This window comes from Ruminococcus sp. XPD3002 (assembly GCA_900119535.1).
Lineage (GTDB): Bacteria > Bacillota > Clostridia > Oscillospirales > Ruminococcaceae > Ruminococcus > Ruminococcus flavefaciens_H.
In genome coordinates, this window is the sequence record FPJT01000012.1 from 1 (window position 1) to 19,004 (window position 19,004).

18 protein-coding genes, 1 tRNA gene and 1 pseudogene are annotated in these 19,004 nt (G+C 44.2%); 12 read left to right on the forward strand and 8 right to left on the reverse strand.

The features are described 5' to 3' along the window. The 8 genes and pseudogenes from BT127_RS11260 to BT127_RS11295 form a co-directional block, all read right to left on the reverse strand. Window positions 1-252, reverse strand: a pseudogene (locus BT127_RS11260) (hypothetical protein); the annotation flags it as partial. A 119-nt stretch (window positions 253-371) separates the two neighbouring features. Continuing rightward, the gene (locus BT127_RS11265; protein WP_075425103.1) at window positions 372-2,288 is read right to left on the reverse strand and encodes a substrate-binding and GGDEF domain-containing protein; all 1,917 of its coding nucleotides are present in this window, start codon (window positions 2,286-2,288) and stop codon (window positions 372-374) included. Window positions 2,289-2,544: 256 nt separating this feature from the next. Beyond that, a complete protein-coding gene (gene queF / locus BT127_RS11270; RefSeq protein ID WP_075425104.1) occupies window positions 2,545-3,042 on the reverse strand; it encodes a preQ(1) synthase in 498 nt (165 codons plus the stop codon). A 3-nt stretch (window positions 3,043-3,045) separates the two neighbouring features. Next, complete coding sequence (gene queC / locus BT127_RS11275; RefSeq protein ID WP_075425105.1) at window positions 3,046-3,732, reverse strand: 7-cyano-7-deazaguanine synthase QueC; 687 nt, start codon at window positions 3,730-3,732, stop codon at window positions 3,046-3,048. Between the two features lie 140 nt (window positions 3,733-3,872). Then, window positions 3,873-5,798: an EAL domain-containing protein gene (locus BT127_RS11280; RefSeq protein ID WP_075425106.1), complete on the reverse strand. Its 1,926-nt coding sequence runs from the start codon at window positions 5,796-5,798 to the stop codon at window positions 3,873-3,875. Window positions 5,799-5,968: 170 nt separating this feature from the next. Then, window positions 5,969-6,856, reverse strand: a complete 888-nt coding sequence (locus tag BT127_RS11285; RefSeq protein WP_082335011.1) for a sensor histidine kinase — start codon at window positions 6,854-6,856, stop codon at window positions 5,969-5,971. A 15-nt stretch (window positions 6,857-6,871) separates the two neighbouring features. Next, window positions 6,872-7,741: a hypothetical protein gene (locus tag BT127_RS11290; protein WP_075425107.1), complete on the reverse strand. Its 870-nt coding sequence runs from the start codon at window positions 7,739-7,741 to the stop codon at window positions 6,872-6,874. Further along, window positions 7,738-8,655: an ATP-binding cassette domain-containing protein gene (locus BT127_RS11295; RefSeq protein WP_082335012.1), complete on the reverse strand. Its 918-nt coding sequence runs from the start codon at window positions 8,653-8,655 to the stop codon at window positions 7,738-7,740. The genes BT127_RS11290 and BT127_RS11295 overlap by 4 nt, the downstream gene beginning before the upstream one ends. Before the next feature lie 292 nt (window positions 8,656-8,947). Between BT127_RS11295 and queD the strand changes: the two genes are divergently transcribed. From queD to BT127_RS11355, 12 genes are all read left to right on the forward strand, one after another. Continuing rightward, complete coding sequence (gene queD, locus BT127_RS11300; RefSeq protein ID WP_075425108.1) at window positions 8,948-9,367, forward strand: 6-carboxytetrahydropterin synthase QueD; 420 nt, start codon at window positions 8,948-8,950, stop codon at window positions 9,365-9,367. 3 nt (window positions 9,368-9,370) lie between these two features. Then, window positions 9,371-10,054, forward strand: a complete 684-nt coding sequence (gene queE / locus BT127_RS11305) for a putative 7-carboxy-7-deazaguanine synthase QueE (RefSeq protein WP_075425109.1) — start codon at window positions 9,371-9,373, stop codon at window positions 10,052-10,054. Continuing rightward, window positions 10,051-10,617, forward strand: coding sequence for a GTP cyclohydrolase I (gene folE, locus BT127_RS11310; RefSeq protein WP_075425184.1), 567 nt, complete (start codon window positions 10,051-10,053; stop codon window positions 10,615-10,617). Before queE ends, folE begins: the two co-directional genes overlap by 4 nt. Window positions 10,618-10,745: 128 nt before the next feature. Next, window positions 10,746-12,290 (forward strand): serpin family protein, encoded by a 1,545-nt coding sequence (locus BT127_RS11315; protein WP_075425110.1) that lies wholly within the window; start codon window positions 10,746-10,748, stop codon window positions 12,288-12,290. 238 nt (window positions 12,291-12,528) lie between these two features. Beyond that, window positions 12,529-13,380: a hypothetical protein gene (locus BT127_RS11320; protein ID WP_075425111.1), complete on the forward strand. Its 852-nt coding sequence runs from the start codon at window positions 12,529-12,531 to the stop codon at window positions 13,378-13,380. After that, on the forward strand, window positions 13,373-14,047 hold the full coding sequence (locus tag BT127_RS11325) for a class D sortase (protein WP_075425112.1): 675 nt from the start codon (window positions 13,373-13,375) through the stop codon (window positions 14,045-14,047). Before BT127_RS11320 ends, BT127_RS11325 begins: the two co-directional genes overlap by 8 nt. Then, entirely contained in the window at window positions 14,047-14,937 is an 891-nt protein-coding gene (locus BT127_RS11330) for a hypothetical protein (protein WP_075425113.1), read from the forward strand. Before BT127_RS11325 ends, BT127_RS11330 begins: the two co-directional genes overlap by 1 nt. Window positions 14,938-15,167: 230 nt before the next feature. Beyond that, window positions 15,168-15,968, forward strand: a complete 801-nt coding sequence (locus BT127_RS11335; RefSeq protein ID WP_075425114.1) for an MIP/aquaporin family protein — start codon at window positions 15,168-15,170, stop codon at window positions 15,966-15,968. Between the two features lie 152 nt (window positions 15,969-16,120). Further along, window positions 16,121-16,196 (forward strand) — tRNA-Pro (locus BT127_RS11340). Between the two features lie 99 nt (window positions 16,197-16,295). Further along, entirely contained in the window at window positions 16,296-17,159 is an 864-nt protein-coding gene (locus tag BT127_RS11345) for an SPL family radical SAM protein (protein ID WP_075425115.1), read from the forward strand. Between the two features lie 42 nt (window positions 17,160-17,201). Beyond that, window positions 17,202-18,203, forward strand: a complete 1,002-nt coding sequence (locus BT127_RS11350) for an ABC transporter ATP-binding protein (RefSeq protein WP_075425116.1) — start codon at window positions 17,202-17,204, stop codon at window positions 18,201-18,203. Continuing rightward, window positions 18,200-19,003: an ABC transporter permease gene (locus tag BT127_RS11355; protein WP_075425117.1), complete on the forward strand. Its 804-nt coding sequence runs from the start codon at window positions 18,200-18,202 to the stop codon at window positions 19,001-19,003. Before BT127_RS11350 ends, BT127_RS11355 begins: the two co-directional genes overlap by 4 nt. The last annotated feature ends 1 nt before the right edge of the window (window position 19,004 follow it).

Consider the following 19,004-nt stretch of genomic DNA (forward strand, 5'->3'; position numbering starts at 1 on the left):
AATTATGTATTTGAGCTCGTTGACCTTATCGGTCTTGGAATACTTGCTGTCCTTAGGTGGGCGTCCTTTCTTCCTCAAAGCTATTCCTGCTGCTATCTTGCGTTCTTTCTTATGTTGCCGCTTGATAAATCCTTTCACTTGTTCTTTCGTGAAGCCTAAACGCTGAGCTATATCATTTTGCGTTAACCCTTTTTCTTTCAGTTCACTTATTTCTTTCTCATACTGCTGTATATGTCTGTAACTTCTTGCCATAACAAAACCTCCTATGGTTTCTATTATACCATAGGAGGCTCTTTTTGTCATTGTACGTTTTTTATGGTTCGGTTCAGATACCTGAAAGGGAGCTTTTATACGGTTTAAACAAGAGAAAATCAATCTCTTTTTTTTCTGTTGGGTTTGGACATTTTCTGAGTGTACATCCTGGAATCGCTGATCTTCAGGAAATTCTCGATACTTCCTGATCCGTCCGTTTCGCACATGTACGAACCATAGCTCATTTCGATCTTATATGGCTTGCCGCTTTCAGCGTTGTACTCTTCGCAATAGCGGACAAGATCATGATTGAATTTGTCAAGCTTTTCCTGAGAATAATCGGAAACGTAGATATAGAATTCGTCACCGCCTGCACGGCCTGCTATTTCGTTTGAGTTGCAGCACTTCGTGATTATATGTGCAGCAGCTTTGATAGCGATATCGCCTTCACTGTGGCCGTAGATATCGTTGATGTGTTTCAGACCGTCCATGTCTATTACCATGGTGCAGACAACGCTTTTACCTTCAAGACTGCTTATCGCCTTTTTGGAAAAGTCGTCAAATCCGCGTCTGTTGAGCATTCCTGTCAGTTCATCGTGGATGCTGAGCTGCTTCTGCTTTTCATAGAGAGCCTTCTGGTTCTCATAGAGACTCTTGATGTTATCATTTTTCCAGAGACGCTCGATAGTCACCGAGAGATTGAGCAGAAAAATGTTGTAGAAGTCATTGAAAATATCGTCGTTTTCCATTTCGATAAGAGCATAACCGAACATTTTCTCGGCACAGAAAGAGCACATTATATAGTAGAAATGAGGAACATCGGAATTGGTTTCGGGGATAAGAGAAGGCTTCTTCTCGAATTCCTCCTGCTTTATATATTTATTTTTCTCATCTATCCATACAACAGGCTTGAAATTGGCTGTAGGAGAGGTGAAATCGTTTGAACATGAAAGTTTGCCGTTCTCATCGGTCTGCATGAAAAAGATGAATGTGGAATACTTGCCGAAGTTCGTAGCACACTCTGTAAATGCGGGAGTAAGCTGATCGAGTGTCTCGACCTTGTTGAGCTTCAGCATAGCGGCTTCCGTATCATTAAGGCAGTATCCGAACCTTCTGACGTCCTTGAAGACTTCATCAAGATTACTGAATTCCGCACGGTAATCAAGCTTCTTACAGCCGCATGAGTGAGTAAAAATGATTTTAGGATATACGGTATGGTCGATATCATCAGGCTCGTTATTATTGAGCTTTTCGAGGATAGACAAGGCTTTTTCGGCGATATCCTCCCTTTCACGGGTAGCTGTGGTTATATGGGGGAGGTACTGCTGACCGTCCATAGAGCCGTCATAACCTGATACAGCAATATCTTCGGGAACTTTTATCCCACGGAGTCTGAAAGCGGATATCAGTGAGATAGCCATATAGTCATTGGCGCACACGATAGCCTCGGGACGTTCGGGACGTGAGAGAAAGTATTCGGCTGCTTCTTTGCCTTTGTGGAACCAGAAATCGCCTTCAAAAATTCCGACACCGTCTTCGGGAAGACCTCTTTCTTTCATTACTGTCCTGAATTCTTTCAGTCTGAGTTGTGCATCGGGGTGTCCAAGAAAACCTGACATAAAGCCGATCTTAGTCTTCTTGTGTACGTCTATAAGGTGTTCAACTATCTTGCGGATACCGGAGGCGTCCTCAAAATCGATATTAGTGAATCCGTCAACGTGGCTGCTAATGGAGACAATGGGACATTTGGCGTGACGCAGCTTTTCAATTACCTGATCTGCTGTTCCCTCAACATTATAGCCTTCGCCGTCGTAAATGATACCGTCGAACTGTTCCAGGTCGATATAATCTATAAGATCGAGTTCACAGTCGCCGAATTCAGTATTATTTTCGCCTATTTTACCGAGCGAATTGAAGTAAACGATATTCATTCCGCGTTTTTTTGCAGAATTATTGAAGCTTCTGCACAGGCCTTCTCTGTATCGGCTTGTTAAAGAACATCCGAAAAATGCTATGGTTTTAAGGGAATTGATCATTACCGTTCCCACCTCCGTTTTAGAGCAGCTGAGATGTATGTCCGCAAAAAGAGAGGGTTCCGCAAAAACAGATCGGAACGGCGGACGATTCATCAATGATGTCAGCGCTCAGGGTGATTTTATGCCTGAAAAAAGAACGATGCAGCATAAAATATATCATATTCATTATACCATAAATTGAGTGTCAAGTCAACTGTAGTACCACGGATTTTGAGGCATAATAGTTAGAAAAAAAGTGCGGAATATTGTGCGTTTTTTACCTGTTGTTTATTGATTCGGGGTAAAGGTCGTGATGGGTAAGACGATCCCATGCGACCTGTTCCCATTTTGTACCTGCCTTGCCGTAATTGCAGTATGGATCTATGGAAATACCGCCTCTTGGCAGGAATTTGCCCCATACTTCGATATACTTGGGATCCATGAGCTTTATGAGGTCGTTCATGATGATGTTTACGCAGTCCTCATGGAAGTCTCCGTGGTTTCTGAAGCTGAACAGATAGAGCTTCAGAGACTTGCTTTCCACCATTTTTTCAGCAGGAACATATGAAATATATATAGCCGCAAAATCAGGCTGACCTGTTATCGGACAGAGACTTGTAAACTCGGGACAGTTGAATTTTACGAAGTAGTCCCTGTCGGGGTGTTTGTTGGGGAAAGTCTCAAGTACTCCCGGGGTATAGTCGGTAAGGTATTTAGTGTTCTTTTCGCCTAAGAGGGTGATATCTCCCTTTTCATCGTTAGTTCTTCCGCTCATATTTCAGATTCCTTTCATAATTGGATCGGTCACGCCGTTAGCTTCAAAAGCTGCGATACGGTCACGGCATGTGCCGCAGACTCCGCAAGGCTTATCTCCGCCTTCATAGCAGCTCCAAGTAAGCTCGTAGGGAACATTGAGTTCCAGACCTGTTTTTACTACCTCTGCCTTTGTTTTGCCCACAAACGGAGCTTCTATAGTAAGAACTCCACCGCTTCCGAGATAGACAGCGCGGTTCATGGCATCGTTGAACTCTGTGCTGCAGTCGGGATAGGCGTTTCCAGCTGCGTCATCGCTGTGAGCGCCGTAGTAGATAACTCCGCAGTCGTTGGAGAGTGCAATGCTTGCGGCAGAGGACAGGAAAAGTCCGTTTCTGAAGGGTACATAAGTTGAAACGGGAGCGCCGTCCGTATTTTTCAGCTGATCCGCGTAGCTTTCCTGTGGGATGTCCTGAGATGAACCAGTAAGCAGGGAGCAGTCCGAATCTGCGAAAATAAGTGCAAGATCGAGGGTTTTAAGGGGAACTCCGTAGTGCTTTGCCACATTTTCGGCGGCTTCGAGTTCCTTTTTGTGTTTCTGACCGTAGAACACGGACAGAGCGATAACGTTATCGCTGCCATATTTATCGACGGCTGCACCGAGGCATGTGGAGCTGTCCACGCCGCCGCTGAGAAGTACGAGTGCTTTCATAAATATCTCCTTTTTACACGGGATATGCTTTTTCTGATATTAACATTATATCCGATAATCGGTTTCAAGTCAATAGAAAAGCCATAGCACGCATGACATAGTGTCGGGGCGCTATGGCTTAAGGTCGGTGTGATAAACGGTCATACAGCAATTTCTGCGGTAATGGATTGTATCTTATCCCACAGTTCTTCGATCGGGACAGGGTGAGAGTACTTATATCCCTGAAGGTATTTTGCCTTCATATCGACACATTCCTTCTCGTCATCGGATGTCTCAACGCCTTCAAAGAGGACTGAATACTGCAATGAATTGAACATGTTTGCGAAGGTGCTTACCATGAACCGTGATGAGTGGCTCTTTACTGCTTCGATGAGCATGGTCCTGTCGAACTTGATGATATCGAAAGGTATCTCCATGATACGCTCGAAGTTTGAGTAACCTGTGCCGAAGTCGTCAAGATAGAACTTGATACCGAGCTTTTTAAGCTCCTCGACGCGCTGCTTCATGAGAGTGAAGTCGGCATCATTACGGCTTTCTGTGATCTCAACAGCTATCTTGTCATAGGGGATGCCGTGACGATCGATTATCTGTCTTACCTCCGAGCAGAAGGAATCGTAACGCAGGTCAACAGTTGAGAAGTTGACAGAGATACGTCTCAGCTCAAAGCCTTTTTCCATATAGTCTCTTATAGCTGCGCAGGTCTTGTTCAGCATTATAAGGCTCATGGTGTGGATAAGACCGTGCTGTTCGGCAAGCGAGATGAATTTATCGGGGAATACGGTCTTTATCTTTTCGAGGGTAAGGCGCATAAGGGCTTCTGCGGTGTCATAGCAGCCTGTAGTAAGGTTGTAAACGGGCTGGCAGTACACGAGTATTCTCGGATCGTTGAGGTCCTTTTTCCTTACGATGTCTTCAAGCTCGGAAAGGATATAAACGTTGTCGTAGTACTGGGTTATGTCCTTCTTGCCTACGGTATGGATGCAGTTATAGGACATAGTATCTTCTATGCTTGTAATTATCTTTTCGTAATCGCTGATATCCTCTACAAGTGGAGTTGTATCCATTACGATGATCTTGTAATCGATATGGAATTTCTCATAGCTCGTTGTGAAATCGCTTATCATCTTGTCGAGGACCTTTGCATAGTCAGTATCGCTTTTCTGTCTTATGGTAAGAACAAGTCTGTCATTAGCGAAACGATAGAGGACTCCGCGGCGGATATTCTGACGGAAGAATCGATAGAACTCGAGTCTGAGGTCGTTGTTCTCGTTTACGAGCTTAGTGAAATCGAGCATCTTGCAGCTGATTATCAGAAGGTTCTTTTTACTGTCGAAGCAGTCCTTAAGTTCGCTTGAAAGGTATTTTCCGTCAATAGCGCCTGTATTGATATCATATGGATTTGAGTGAAACAGGAATATGATGCCTATAACAGGGAAGAAGTAAGCAACATCGGTAAACGAGTTCTGGTTATGAGTAAACTGGATGACAAGAACAAGCACCGACACTAAATTTATGCCGAGAAGGCCATAAAAAATCTGTCTTATTATTCGGCTTCTGTACTTGATCACAAGGAAAAGTATAGTCAGCATAAACAGGACAGCAACAAGATGATGTATATTGAATCCCTGAGAAACACCATGTTCACCTGTTATTCTGAACCCGAATCCTGCGTGAGAAGCATACAGATCGAAAATAATAGCACATCCCACTCCTGTAAGAGCGAATATGTTATATCGTTTTTTGACCTTTTCAGAGATCCAGAGCGGTTCATAAAAGTATATAACATACATGTAAAGTATACCGATAAGCAGTATATAATGCAACGTTCGGAAGACGTAGGCCTGAGTTACACGGATATTATCAAAGCGTATTGATGTTTCATATAGTATATTTGTGGCAGCCGAAAAAGCTGTCAGTACGAGGATGATAAATGTTTTGATAAAGCGTTCTGTCTTATGTATCAACGTCTGCCATAGCAGAATACACATTATAGTACAAAGTGCGATAACGGTAATATCACCAACCGGAGAATAGCCTGAAATGGTCAGAAAGGAATATTTATACATAAATATTACCTCCTTATCGCGTGGATTGAAATGCCATTCTTATCTATATACATTATACCGAAGTGTTACCGATCTGTCAACGATTTTTTGTGAATTGTAACAATTTGTTCATATACAAAGTAAAAATAATTACCCGTTATCAATAAATGATACAACGGGTAATAATTGCTTTATTTTATACAGGGAAAAGAGATTATTATGGCGAAAGTTTCACCGTCGAACTCTGCGGAGATATTACCGCCGAGCATATTCGTGAACTGTTTTGCTATTGCAAGACCGAGTCCCGTATTTCCTTTTGTACGGGAAATATCAGTGGTGTAGAATTCATCGAATATCTTGTCTGTATCTATATTCTGCTCTGAAAGATAGTTCGAGAACTTAAGAACTACATCCTCGCCCTTTACGACGTCGATAGTGAGCGTGCCGGAACCGTGTTTCAGCGCGTTGTTTATGAGGTTATCGAAAATACGCATGAGCATATTCCTGTTGGATACAACTTTTATTGAGGATGCGTTCTGATTAATCCTTATCTCTCTGCCTCTTGCCGTATAGTCATCGAAGTAGTTGACGACTGATTCTTCAAGAACGCCGATGATGTTCATTTCCGAAGTATCGCTGACATTTCCCGAAGAGATTATGCCCGAAAACTCGAAGAATGAATTTATCAGCTCTTCAAGCCTGTTAAGACGCTTTTCAACTATGGATATGGAGCGGATGCGTTCTTCCTCTGCAAGGTCGGGATTGTTTATAAGTCCGATATAGCCCATTGCCGAGGTCAGGGGAGTTCTCAGGTCGTGGGAAATATTGGTTATCATCTGTTCGATATCGTGGTTTTTCTTCTTGAATTCCACATAGCTGCTGCGCTTATCCTTTAGAAGTTCGTTTATCTCTATGATAAGGCCTCTGCTCATTCCGTCCGAATGTACGAGTGAATTGGTGTCTTCATTTCTCAGCTCTTTAAGCTGTCGGGTTATATTGCGCTCGTTTCTGATACGTGCCGCAAGCATCCATGAAAGGGCTATTATGACTATAGCCATTATTACTATTATTGCTATCATATTTCACGCCTCCTCTTACGACTTTATCTCGGCGCGTGTGAAGTAGATAAGTCCGGCGAAATAGCAGATAACTATCATGCACGCACAGTAGATAAGTGACGGTATGATATAGTCTGGAGTGCGAATGTATGCAAGCGCACTGATGATGGACTGCATTTCAAATCTGGTAAGCAGCTTTGTGCGTATATTGAGAAGGCTCGGGATCGCGGTAATAAGTTGATAACCGATGCAGAGTGGTATGGCAACGCTGTTGAATACCGCTGTTTTCTGGAAGAAAAAGGCGAGAAAAACAAGAAGCGAGGATAATCCGATAAGCGGGAAGCAGTGCAGCAGATAGATAATGGCTATTTCTGATAGCTTGGAATCGGATTTGCCGTGATTTATGAAGTGATTGACTATGCATACTATGAAAGTATTCACAGTATGTATGAACAATGTCATCAGTGCAGTCGTTATGAATTTTGCGTTGTAGTATTTTTTTCTGTTGGACGTTATAGTTATCGCGTTCTTGTATGAGCCCGATGTGAAGTCACTGGTTATAATGATAACTGCAAGACAGATGATTATATAGTAAAGGTTAAGGTTTCCGCTGAGTATCTCTTTATCCGCTTTGAAGTATTTGAATGAGAGCATATGCTCACGGATCGTAGTAATATTTATATCAGGATCGTCGGGCAGGGTCATAAGGTATTTGAAATATTCGTCGTATTCCTTTTTTTCTTCAAGCTCCGTAACGCTTGAAGGCTCTGATGCAATAGAGAATACCATCGGAGGGCTCATTCCGAAAGCTGCTAAAATAGATGAGAACAGCATGATTATAAACACTACGTATATTGCTTTGCCGTGGATGATCCTGTAAAGATCTGCTTTTATGAGTCTTTTCATTTATTATCTGCTCCTACAAGTGACTTGAAGTATTCCTCAATGTCAACGCCTGATTCGTATATTGCCGAGACCTCTATCCCTTCGTTTACGAGGTATCTGTTTATAAAGGCGGTCTCTTCATCGAGGTTGTAAATCCTTATCATATTGTTGTCTGTAACCTTATAATCGGTTATTCCGAGCTTGTTATCGAGAAGTGCGGAAGTCTTTTTAGAGTCCGACACCTTTACGACGATACATCTGCGGCATTCGTTATCGAGCTGCTGCTTGGTCATTTCCTTAAGGACCTTTCCGTGGTCGATGAAAAGGAAGCGGTTCGCAGTATTATAAAGCTCGCTGAGGATGTGGCTGGATATAACAAATGTCATATTTCTCTCGTGGTTGAGCTTGCGGAAGGTCTCACGCATCTCGCTGATGCCGATAGGATCGATTCCGTTTATGGGTTCGTCGAGAAGTACGAGGTCGGGATCGTCCAGAAGAGCGAGTGCGATACCGAGGCGCTGTTTCATACCAAGCGAGAGCCTGCGGAACTTTTTATCTTTTTCTTTGGTCAGACGAACTGTTTCGATTATCTCGTCGATATGTCCGAGGTCGGCTATGCCTTTTTGGATAGCATGGTATTTAAGGTTCTGATAGCAGGTGAGGTTACTGAAAAAGGAAGGGGATTCGATAAGGTAGCCTATGCGGTGCTTTACCTTGCTGAATTCTTTGCTGTTCTTGCCGAATATAGTGTAGTCGCCCTCTGTTTTTTCCGTAAGACCTGTGAATATCTTCATCATAGTGGTCTTTCCTGCGCCGTTTCTGCCGATAATTCCGTAGATATCCCCACGGTATACGGTCATGTCCACATTGTTAAGGACTGTGTTGTCCTTGTATTTTTTTGTGAGCTGTTCGGTTTTCAGGGCTGTTTCCAGCATTTTATCAACTCCTGTAGTCTTATTCATCCTAATGTTATCATAGAATAATAAAATAATACTTAAACTTATTCTTAAAATTCTCTTAAGGCGGAAAGGTGCAGAATACGATTTTAGCTGATTTGCTCTTGACAACGCCTTCGCTGCGTGATAAAATAATACAGACAGTTCGTTTGCGCCATCCTGTCGTTAAACAAAACCAGGGCATCATATTTACAGAATTTACCCCGATAAGGGGCTAACTATGTGATCTGATGCAGCCTTAAGGCTGCTTTTTTATTGTCAGGAGGTCTTTATGTATTACCTTAAAACAAGTGCCGCTTTCGACAGCGCACATTTTCTTTCGGGCTATAACGGCAAATGCGCCAATATCCACGGACACAGGTGGACCATTGAAGTGAAGATCGCGTCCGATAAGCTTACCGAGTCGGGTGAAAAGCGCGGTATGATGATTGATTTCTCGGACCTTAAGTCTGCTGTGAAGTCACTTGCGGACGAATACGATCACGCACTTATCTACGAGAAGGGTTCGCTGAAAACCGCTACATTAGCCGCACTGAATGACGAGGGATTCCGCCTTATAGAAGTACCTTTCAGACCAACGGCGGAGTGCTTTGCGGAGTGTTTCTTCCATGCACTGACCGATAAGGGACTTCCCGTATTTTCGGTAACTGTATATGAGACTCCAGATAACTGTGCGGTCTACGAGGTGTGAGATATGGGAACTTTCAGACTTGCCGAGCACTTTGTCAGCATCAACGGCGAGGGCAGACTTGCAGGTGAGCTTGCACTTTTTCTGCGGTTCACAGGCTGTAATCTGAGATGTGACTGGTGCGATACCATGTGGGCGAATGAAAAAGACGCTCCCTATACCCTTATGAACACCTCAAGCCTTGCGGAGATAGCAAAGCAGGCTTATGAGGAGTATGATGTGCATAATGTAACCCTTACAGGAGGAGAGCCGCTTCTGCAGGAGGAACTTCCGGAATTGTGCCGCAGTCTCGCCTCACTTGGACTCAATGTTGAGATAGAGACCAACGGAGCTGTACCTCTTGCGCCGTTTCTGAAGAAATGTGAAAAGTATGGTACTCGTCCTGCGCTGACTATGGACTATAAGCTGCCTTCAAGTAAAATGGAAAAGCACATGTGTACGGAGAATTTCAGGTATCTTAAGTTTTTCGATACGCTGAAATTCGTCTGCGGTTCAAGGGCGGATCTTGATCGTGCCGCAGAGATAATAGAAGAATACAAGCCTGAGAGCACGATATTCCTCAGCCCTGTATTCGGCAGGATAGAACCTGCTGAAATGGTAGAGTTCATGAAAGAAAGAAAACTCGGGAAGGTGCGCTTGCAGATACAGCTGCACAAGGTGATATGGGATCCCGAAATGAAAGGTGTATAAATATGGACAGAGAAAAAATTGAATTTCATGTAAGGGGACTTCTCGAAGCTATCGGCGAAGATCCCGACAGAGAGGGACTTTTAGAGACTCCTGCACGAGTTGCGGGGATGCTTGAGGAGGTGCTTGAGGGCACTGCTTATACCAACCACGAGATAGCGGAGATGTTCGGAAAGACCTTCACCGCCGAGAACTGTGATGCTGAGGAGGCTGTGGTCATGAAGGACATAACCGTTTTCAGCTATTGCGAGCACCATTTTGCACTGATGTACGACATGACCGTTAACGTAGGATACATCCCTCACGGCAGAGTCCTCGGACTCAGCAAGATAGCACGTATCTGCGATATGGCAGCTAAAAGGCTCCAGCTGCAGGAGCGTCTCGGACGTGACATAGCGGAGATAATCTCGGAAGCCGCAGGCACTCCGGATGTTGGGGTAAAGATAGTCGGCTCTCACAGCTGTATGACTGCAAGGGGAATAAGGAACCCTTCTGCACGTACCGAAACACGCACATATACAGGCGAATTCAAAAACCGTCGGGATCTTCAGCAGCTTCTGGACTGATTACTTTACAGAAAATTCTTCGGAATATTCAACAAAAGCCTTGCTTTTATTGTGGATATGTGATATAATAATGCATATAAGTTGTTTTTTCAACCTAACCTAATAAAAGTGAAAAGGAGTGGTCAATAATGAAAAATCGAGTAATAGCTGCACTGCTTGCCTGTGGTATAGTTTCAGGTCCCGTTTCTGCTGTGAGTCTTCATGCTGAGGACAGAACTGCGGGCTATGTTCTTGGAGATATTAACGGCGACAGCGTAGTCAATACCTATGATCTTGCGCTGTTCAGGAAGTACATAAATGATTCGACTGATTTTGGCGTTGATTACGAGACAAGAATGGATGCAAAGGATATACTCAGGCAGCTTCGTGAAGGCGATATCAATGATGACGGCAAAGCAGATGAAACAGACCTCGGTTTTCTCAGTGACTTCCTCCTCGGAAAGCCTACTTCTTTCGGAAAGGAGATAGGCAGCATCCGTCTCGGCGAAAATATTGACATTGAAGCTGCGGAGGGCAAGGAAGCGGACGACCAGTTCAGGAGTTCGCAGATGTATTTCGGACTTGAACTGTTCAAGCGTACAGCAGCGCCGAAAGAGGACGAAAATACCGGAAATGTCATGGTATCTCCGCTTTCCGTTATAACAGCACTGTCTATGACCGCAAACGGCGCAGACGGCGAGACTCTCAGCGAAATGGAGAGAGTTCTCGGCGGTAATATCAATATAGATGAACTGAACGAATATCTTGCAAACTATATACATCGTGTCACTACAGATAAAAATGTTAATATAAGTGTGGCTGATTCGCTGTGGCTGATAAACGGAATGGAGAAAGGAATACAGCAGACCTTCCTTGAAACTAACAAGAAGTATTACGATGCGGACCTCTATGTTTCACCCTTTGACCAGTCGACTTTAAACGATATAAATACATGGGTGAATAAGAACACAAAGGGCATGATTCCTAAGCTTTACGATAAGCAGAGTGATATTGACGGACTTGTTATGTGCCTCATAAATACCCTTTATTTCAATGCGGACTGGGCTGATCCGTACCTCAGTTCCCATGATGATGATTTCACAAATATAAAAGGGGAGAAAGTCAAGGCGGAAATGATGACCTCCTCTGAAACAACGTACTATAAAGGAGCAAACTACAAGGGCTTTGCAAAGACTTATAAGAACCACGATTACTCCTTCGTTGGACTTCTTCCCGATGAGGGAGAGGACTTTGACGAGTTCGTTTCAGGACTTGATCCCGATGAAGTGAGAAAGACTCTTGCAAACGCTGAAAGACCTGATAATGACAACAGATTCAAACTTATTGTTACAATGCCTGCATTCAAGTACGAATACAGCACAAAGCTAAGGGACGTTCTGAGATCGATGGGTATGGAAAAAGCTTTCGATCCTTCGGCTGATTTCAGCAGGATGACAGATCCTGCTAAGGGATTTGCCTTCTTTATTGATAACGTTACTCATAAGACGGCAATAGAAGTCAATAAAAAGGGCACTACAGCAGCGGCTGTTACCTCGGTTGAGATGAAGAATTCCATGTCTGTCTCGGATAAGGAATACAAGCTTGATTTCAACAGACCTTATGTTTACATGATAATTGATAACAAGACGGAACTTCCGCTGTTTATCGGTACAGTAACGGATATTTCAAAATAACGATGAGCGGGGACGGTGAAAACCGCCCCCTTATTTTGTTAATGAGGTATAAGGGGACGATCATTCCTATACTACTTTCTTCTTTCTGTGCTCTGCTCTGAATTTCTTTGCTCTGCTTTCTGCTTTCTGATCTCTGCTCTCTTTTTACTGCTTGACATATTTAATAGAAAAATGTATAATAACAATGTATATGTTCAAAACAATACTGACTATACTAACCCTAACAGGAGGGATAAAAATGAAAATATCAGTTTTAGCAAAAATTACAGCAGCGGCAGCAGTTATTGCCTGTGCGGCAGTACCGCTTGCATCCAATGCTGCAACTCCCGAAGAGGCGGAAGCAGTAGCCCGTGCATACGGCTATCCCGAAAGCTACATCCAGCAGGCATGGGGCGAGTATTATGAATCTCCCGAGCTTTATGACGAGGACTATATCGACGGAGTTATAAAGAAAATAAAGGATACAGGCAACTATATCGCTTCGGAAGTTCCATACGATCCGAATGTGGAGATACCTGCCCTTACTACCACAACTACAGCAGTAAATCCCGATACCGCTACAACACCTGATAATGGTGAAACTCCTCAGCAGAACGGCGGAGACACTCAGGAAAGCGATGATATAACGCTCACAATGCCTGACGGTACAACTTTCACAAGGATAAGCGCTGCACGTTTCATAGCACTTTCATATGAAGATAAACAGCGCTATCTCGGCACATTCACTCCCGAACAGCAGAAGGTGATAATAGCTAATTTTACTCCCGAGGAGTACAAGAGCATGATGAAGCAGCTCCCTACAGACAAGAAGCTTCAGGTAATAGACGGTATGTCAGATATCACCGATGATCTCGGCATGACTATCACCGTTGATGATATAAACGATGACAGCATGAAGCTCAGCATGAAGAATTCCGAGGGAGAACTTGTTGCAGTAAGTCAGTCGGGTGCGGCTTCTATTGAGAATACAGGCTATGACAGACGCATGTTCTACGGCAGTATCGCAGCAATTATCACCGCTGCACTGGCAGGACTTGCAGTTCTTGTGAAAAAATGCTTCGGAAACAGTACAGGTGCTGAAAATGAGTAAAAACAAGAAAAATTCCGCAGCTCTGCATATTGCAACGCCGTTTATAATGCTCCTGCTTTGCGTGGGAATACTTGCGGCGGCACTTGTAAAGCCTGCGGACAAGATAAAAATGCTCCTCAACGTTGCGTTCATGGACAGCTTCAAGGCTGATTCTGATGAAACGGGACTGGTGATACGTCCAAATGAGATCGTTACCGATTACGAGGGAGAGACTTCTTCCGAGGGAAAGGTCAAGCAGCCGAAGTTCGGCGAGCAGTTCGCGGTGCTGAGTACAAAGGCGCTTGCGACCGATGTACCTGTTTACTACGGAAGCGGTGCGGAGCTTCTTGAACACGGCGCTTGTATGTCCTCTGATTCGTCTGTACCGGGAAAGGGCGGCAATGCAGTTGTTTCCGCTCATGTTGACACATTCTTTGCGGACCTTGATAAGCTCAAAGTAGGAGACAAGGTGACGATTAGCACCAATTACGGCAAGTTTACCTATGAGGTCAGCGAGCTCATCAGCTTTGCGGATAACAATACAAAGTACGTAAAGCAGACAAAGGATGACAGGCTTACTGTTTATACCTGCACTAAGGAGCTTCTCGGCAACTCTAACAGCAGGATAGGTGCTGTCTGCAAGCTCACAGAAAAAGCCTTCTACGTGGACGAAAAGGAGGGAGAGTAATGAAAAAACTGTCAAGATACCTTCCTTCGCTTATCGTTTCACTGCTTCTTGTGTTCTTTATTATTCTTACAGCGGCAGCATCGGTGTTCTGCATCAATATCAGTGCGGGACGTCTTTCACAGATAGCTTCAAACAACGGTTCTGCTGATATTGTTTACAGTCAGCTTGAAAAATACTGGCATGAGCGTTATTCTTCAACAAGAGTACCTGCCGAGGTCTATACCGATGCACTGACTAAGGAGTTCATTGCACAGCACATCGACCTTGAGATACGCAATGGCTTTGCGGAGCTGAGAAATATCGACAGAGAGACCAATGATTACCAAAATGCTGAGCTTGACAAGAGCATAAGCGATTTCTATAAAAAATATGCCGAAGAGAATAGCTTCAAGGACGATGAAGCTCTTGAAAAAGCAATAACCGAGGCTCAGAAAAGTGCGAGAACGGTAATCCAGAACAACTGTGATGTCTTTAAGTTCCGTACAATGAGTCAGCACAGGATACTTTCAAAGGCTGCAAAGGTGTTCAATTACCGCTTCTTTATGATAGCGGCAGCAGCGGCGGGAGTTCTTGTTCTTATGATGATACTTCTTCTTATCGACCATAAGGAGAAATCGGCAGTTCTCTATTGGTGCGGATGCTCTGCACTGATAGCAGGCATACTCGGAACACTTCCATGCCTGTATCTGCTTTTTACCAATTACTTCAACGGTTTTTCCATCAAGCAGCCGCAGGTTTTCAAGGCTTACACAGTTACGATGACGACCTTCACGGAAGCCTTCATGTCCGTATGTATAGCTACGGGAGCGGCAGGTATCGCGCTGCTCATCGTCTATGCGGTAGTTACCAGCAAGGACAAGTCCGTAGCGCCGACCAAGCTTGAAAAATAACAGCATACCGTGTATATATTCAGACCGCAGTTTTACAGCTGCGGTTTTGTTTTCAATAGAGGTTAGATGCTGCAAACGAATTTGCACTTATAAACGTAATTATTTTTTCCGTTCTTCATTGACTTGAAGCGGGTTTGATGTTATAATTAAAATAGTCGTTAGGAACGGCATACAAAGACAGATATAGCGCCGTTCTACGGACAAATAAATTACATAAGGAGGCAAAGATCATGACTTCAATGAAAAAGTATCTGGCTGAGTTCATCGGTACTTTAGTACTCGTTACTCTCGGCTGCGGAACAGCTATGCTGGTAGGATGTGATGCTGTAAATGGCGGAGGCTACATCCTTACTGCTCTTGCTTTCGGCCTTGTTATCGTTGGCATGGCTTACAGCATCGGCAACATTTCAGGTTGTCATATCAACCCTGCTGTTTCACTGGGCGTACTTATCAACGGCGGTATGACCGCATCTGATTTCGTTGGATATGTTATTGCACAGTGTCTCGGCGCATTCGCAGGTTCAGGAATACTGGCTGCTATCTTCTCACTCGGAAACGTAGAGGATAAGACAGGCGGCTTCGGCTCAAACGGACTTGCAGGCGTTAACGGAAGCGCCGGTGCAGGTCTTCTGGTTGAGATAGTTCTCACCTGCATCTTTGTTATGACCATTCTCGGCGTAACTTCAAAGAAGGCTAAACACGGTTCATTCGGCGGACTCGTTATCGGCCTTACACTCACACTCGTTCACATCCTGGGCATCGGTCTTACAGGTACATCAGTAAATCCTGCAAGAAGCATCGGTCCTGCAATTGCTGCTGCTATCGACGGCAATTCAGATCCCCTCGGAAGCCTCTGGGTGTTCATCGTAGGTCCGTTCATCGGAGCTGCTATCGGAGCTTGCGTATACAAGTTCCTCGAATCTGATCTGCCCGAGCCTGTCAAGGAGACTCCTGCACCTGTAAAGCAGAGCACTTCTTCAAAGCAGGGTTCATCAAAGCAGAACAGCGGTTCAAAGAAGAAGAAAAAGTGATATGATATGTTTTTTGCACGTCTTCGGGCGTGCATTTTTTTGAGTGCAGGGTAAAGTTAAATCAAAAAAATAAATATTTCAGCTGCAAAGGGGTTGACAAAATAACTATTTAATGATATAATATATATCGTTGATTACATAATTGAAGTCGTCTGGGTGTGGCGCAGTTGGTAGCGCGCTACCTTGGGGTGGTAGAGGCCGTGGGTTCAAGTCCCGTCACTCAGACCAGTAAGTGATCAGCACTTACCCCATAAAGCTCCGATACATTTGTATCGGGGCTTTACTGTTTTTTCTGCATTATTCCCACAAGTTACATAAGGAGATAATATGCATTACAAAGAAGCTAAAAAGATACTGTCATCAGGAAACGGTATGAACCTTTACCGCGGATGTACCCACGGTTGTATCTACTGCGATTCAAGAAGCAACTGCTATCAGATGGAGCATCCTTTCGAGGATATCGAAGTTAAAAGCAACGCACTTGAACTCCTTGAAAAAGAACTCAGGAGCAAGCGGAAAAGATGTATGATAGGTACAGGTTCAATGACAGATCCTTATATTCCTCTTGAATCAGAACTTGGAACAGTCAGGAAGGCTATGGAGATAATACACAGATACGGATTCGGCTTTACCGTCATAACCAAGTCCGATCTGATACTGCGCGACCTCGACCTTCTGAAAAAGCTTAACCGTGATACACGATGCGTTGTGCAGATGACGCTTACTACCGCAGACGAATCACTTTGCAGAGTGCTCGAACCCAATGTGTGTACTACTGCAAGACGTTTTGAGGTGCTTAAGATCCTGCGTGATGAGGGTATACCGACAGTGGTGTGGCTGTGTCCGATCCTGCCCTTTATCAACGACACAAAGGAGAACATCGAAGCTGTAACCGACATGTGCATCGAGGCAAAAGTATACGGTATAGTGAATTTCGGTATGGGAGTAACTCTCCGCGAGGGAAACAGGGAGTATTTCTACAGTAAGCTGGATAGGCATTTCCCGGGTATGAAGGAAAAATATATACTTGCCTATGGTAACAGATATGAGCTTGAAAGTCCCGATGCTGCGGAGCTTTCGGCAATATTTCAGCGAAAATGCAGAGAAAACGGCATCATATGTGATAATAATGCGGTCTTCGGTTATCTTGAAAGATTCGGGGACGATGAAGAGCAGCTCACGCTTTTCTGAACACAATTCATACAACTATCGCAGTATAAGGAAGTGAAAACAATGTCAGACGTTATACAGATCAGAAATATAACAAAGGAATTCAAGGTACTTAACCGCCGCGAAGGTCTTAAAGGAAGCATCAAGGACCTTTTCTCACGGGATTATAAAACAGTCCGTGCTGTGGACAATATATCCATGAACATACAGCAGGGCGAGATCGTGGGATATCTGGGACCGAACGGCGCAGGCAAATCAACTACGATAAAAATGATGACAGGCGTTCTTGAACCGACATCGGGTGAGATACTCGTGAACGGCGCTCCGCCTTACAAGAACAGATCCAAAAACGCTCAGGAGATAGGAGTTGTATTCGGTCAGAGATCACAGCTGTGGTGGGCTCTGCCGCTTATCGAGTCTTTCCGCATACTAAAAGACATCTACTGTATACCCGATAAGAACTACGACGAGATGCTGAATCTCTATCAGTCCCTTGTGGATATGGAACCGATACTCCATAAGCCTGTACGTCAGATGTCTCTGGGACAGCGTACACTCAGCGATATACTTGCAGCGTTTCTCCACGATCCGAAAATAGTCTTTCTCGATGAACCGACTATCGGTCTTGACGTTGCAATGAAGGCTAAGATACGTACACTTATCCATGAGCTCAATCGTCAGAAAAATACCACGGTAATACTCACTACACATGATATGGGCGACGTTGATGCTCTTTGCAGGCGTATCGTTATAATCGACAAGGGAAAAATGCTCTACGATAACGATATCGAACACCTTAAGGGCTTTTTCGGCTCATACAGAACTCTGAAAATACGTGTGAACGGTGACCTTAAGACTCATTCGGAAAAAATAGCAAAGATAGTCCCACAGTTCTCGGTCAGTGCCGATGAAGAGTGGATATCGGTGCTTGTGGACGAGGAAAAGTCAAAGGTAATGGAGGTGCTCCAGCTTTTACAGCAGTCCGAAGAGATTACCGACATGCAGCTTGAAGAAATATCCACCGAGGAGGTCATCAAAAAGATTTACGAGGAGGGTGTAGGATGAAACTGAAAAAATATCTCACTCTCACAAGGGCAGGCATTATCGAGTCGCTACAGTTCAGACTGTCCATGCTGGTAATGTTTGTGGGTAATCTTCTGTATCTTACGGTAGTTTACTTCCTCTGGAAGTCCATTTACGCTTCCGCAGGCACAGACGTAGTGAACGGCATGACATTTTCGGACACTCTCATCTATCTGGTACTTGCTACAGCGCTCTATAACTTCATGGAGATGTATGCTGTATGGGAGATAGGAAGGGCTATACAGTCGGGAAAGATAGTTCTCGACCTTCTGAAGCCGATGGAGTACAGAAGCTATCTTTTCTGGTCCTATTCGGGTTCTTTCGTGACCAATTTTATTGCAACATTCCTGCCGACCTTTCTCATAGTCTGTATCGTTACTCACGGTGCGGTACCACTTGGCATAAACCTTCTGTTTTTTGTCATATCGGTAATAATGGCTATCTGTATAAACTACAGCATCGATTTCATAGTCGGTACGATATGCCTGTTTACCGAATCGATATGGGGCATAAACATCATGAAGCAGGTCATAGTTCTCCTGCTTTCGGGTGCGACCATACCCCTTGCATTCTTCCCCGATAAGCTTCGTGCTGTTGTGGAGATGCTGCCTTTCCAGTCCATATACAACGCTCCGCTTTCGATACTTCTTGACGCTCATCCCGAGCCGAAGGAGCTTGCGCTCACACTTGGCACTCAGCTTATGTGGTGCGTAGTTATGACAGTTATCAGCAAGCTCTTCTGGAAGGTATCGCTGCGGCAGATAACCGTGAATGGAGGCTGAT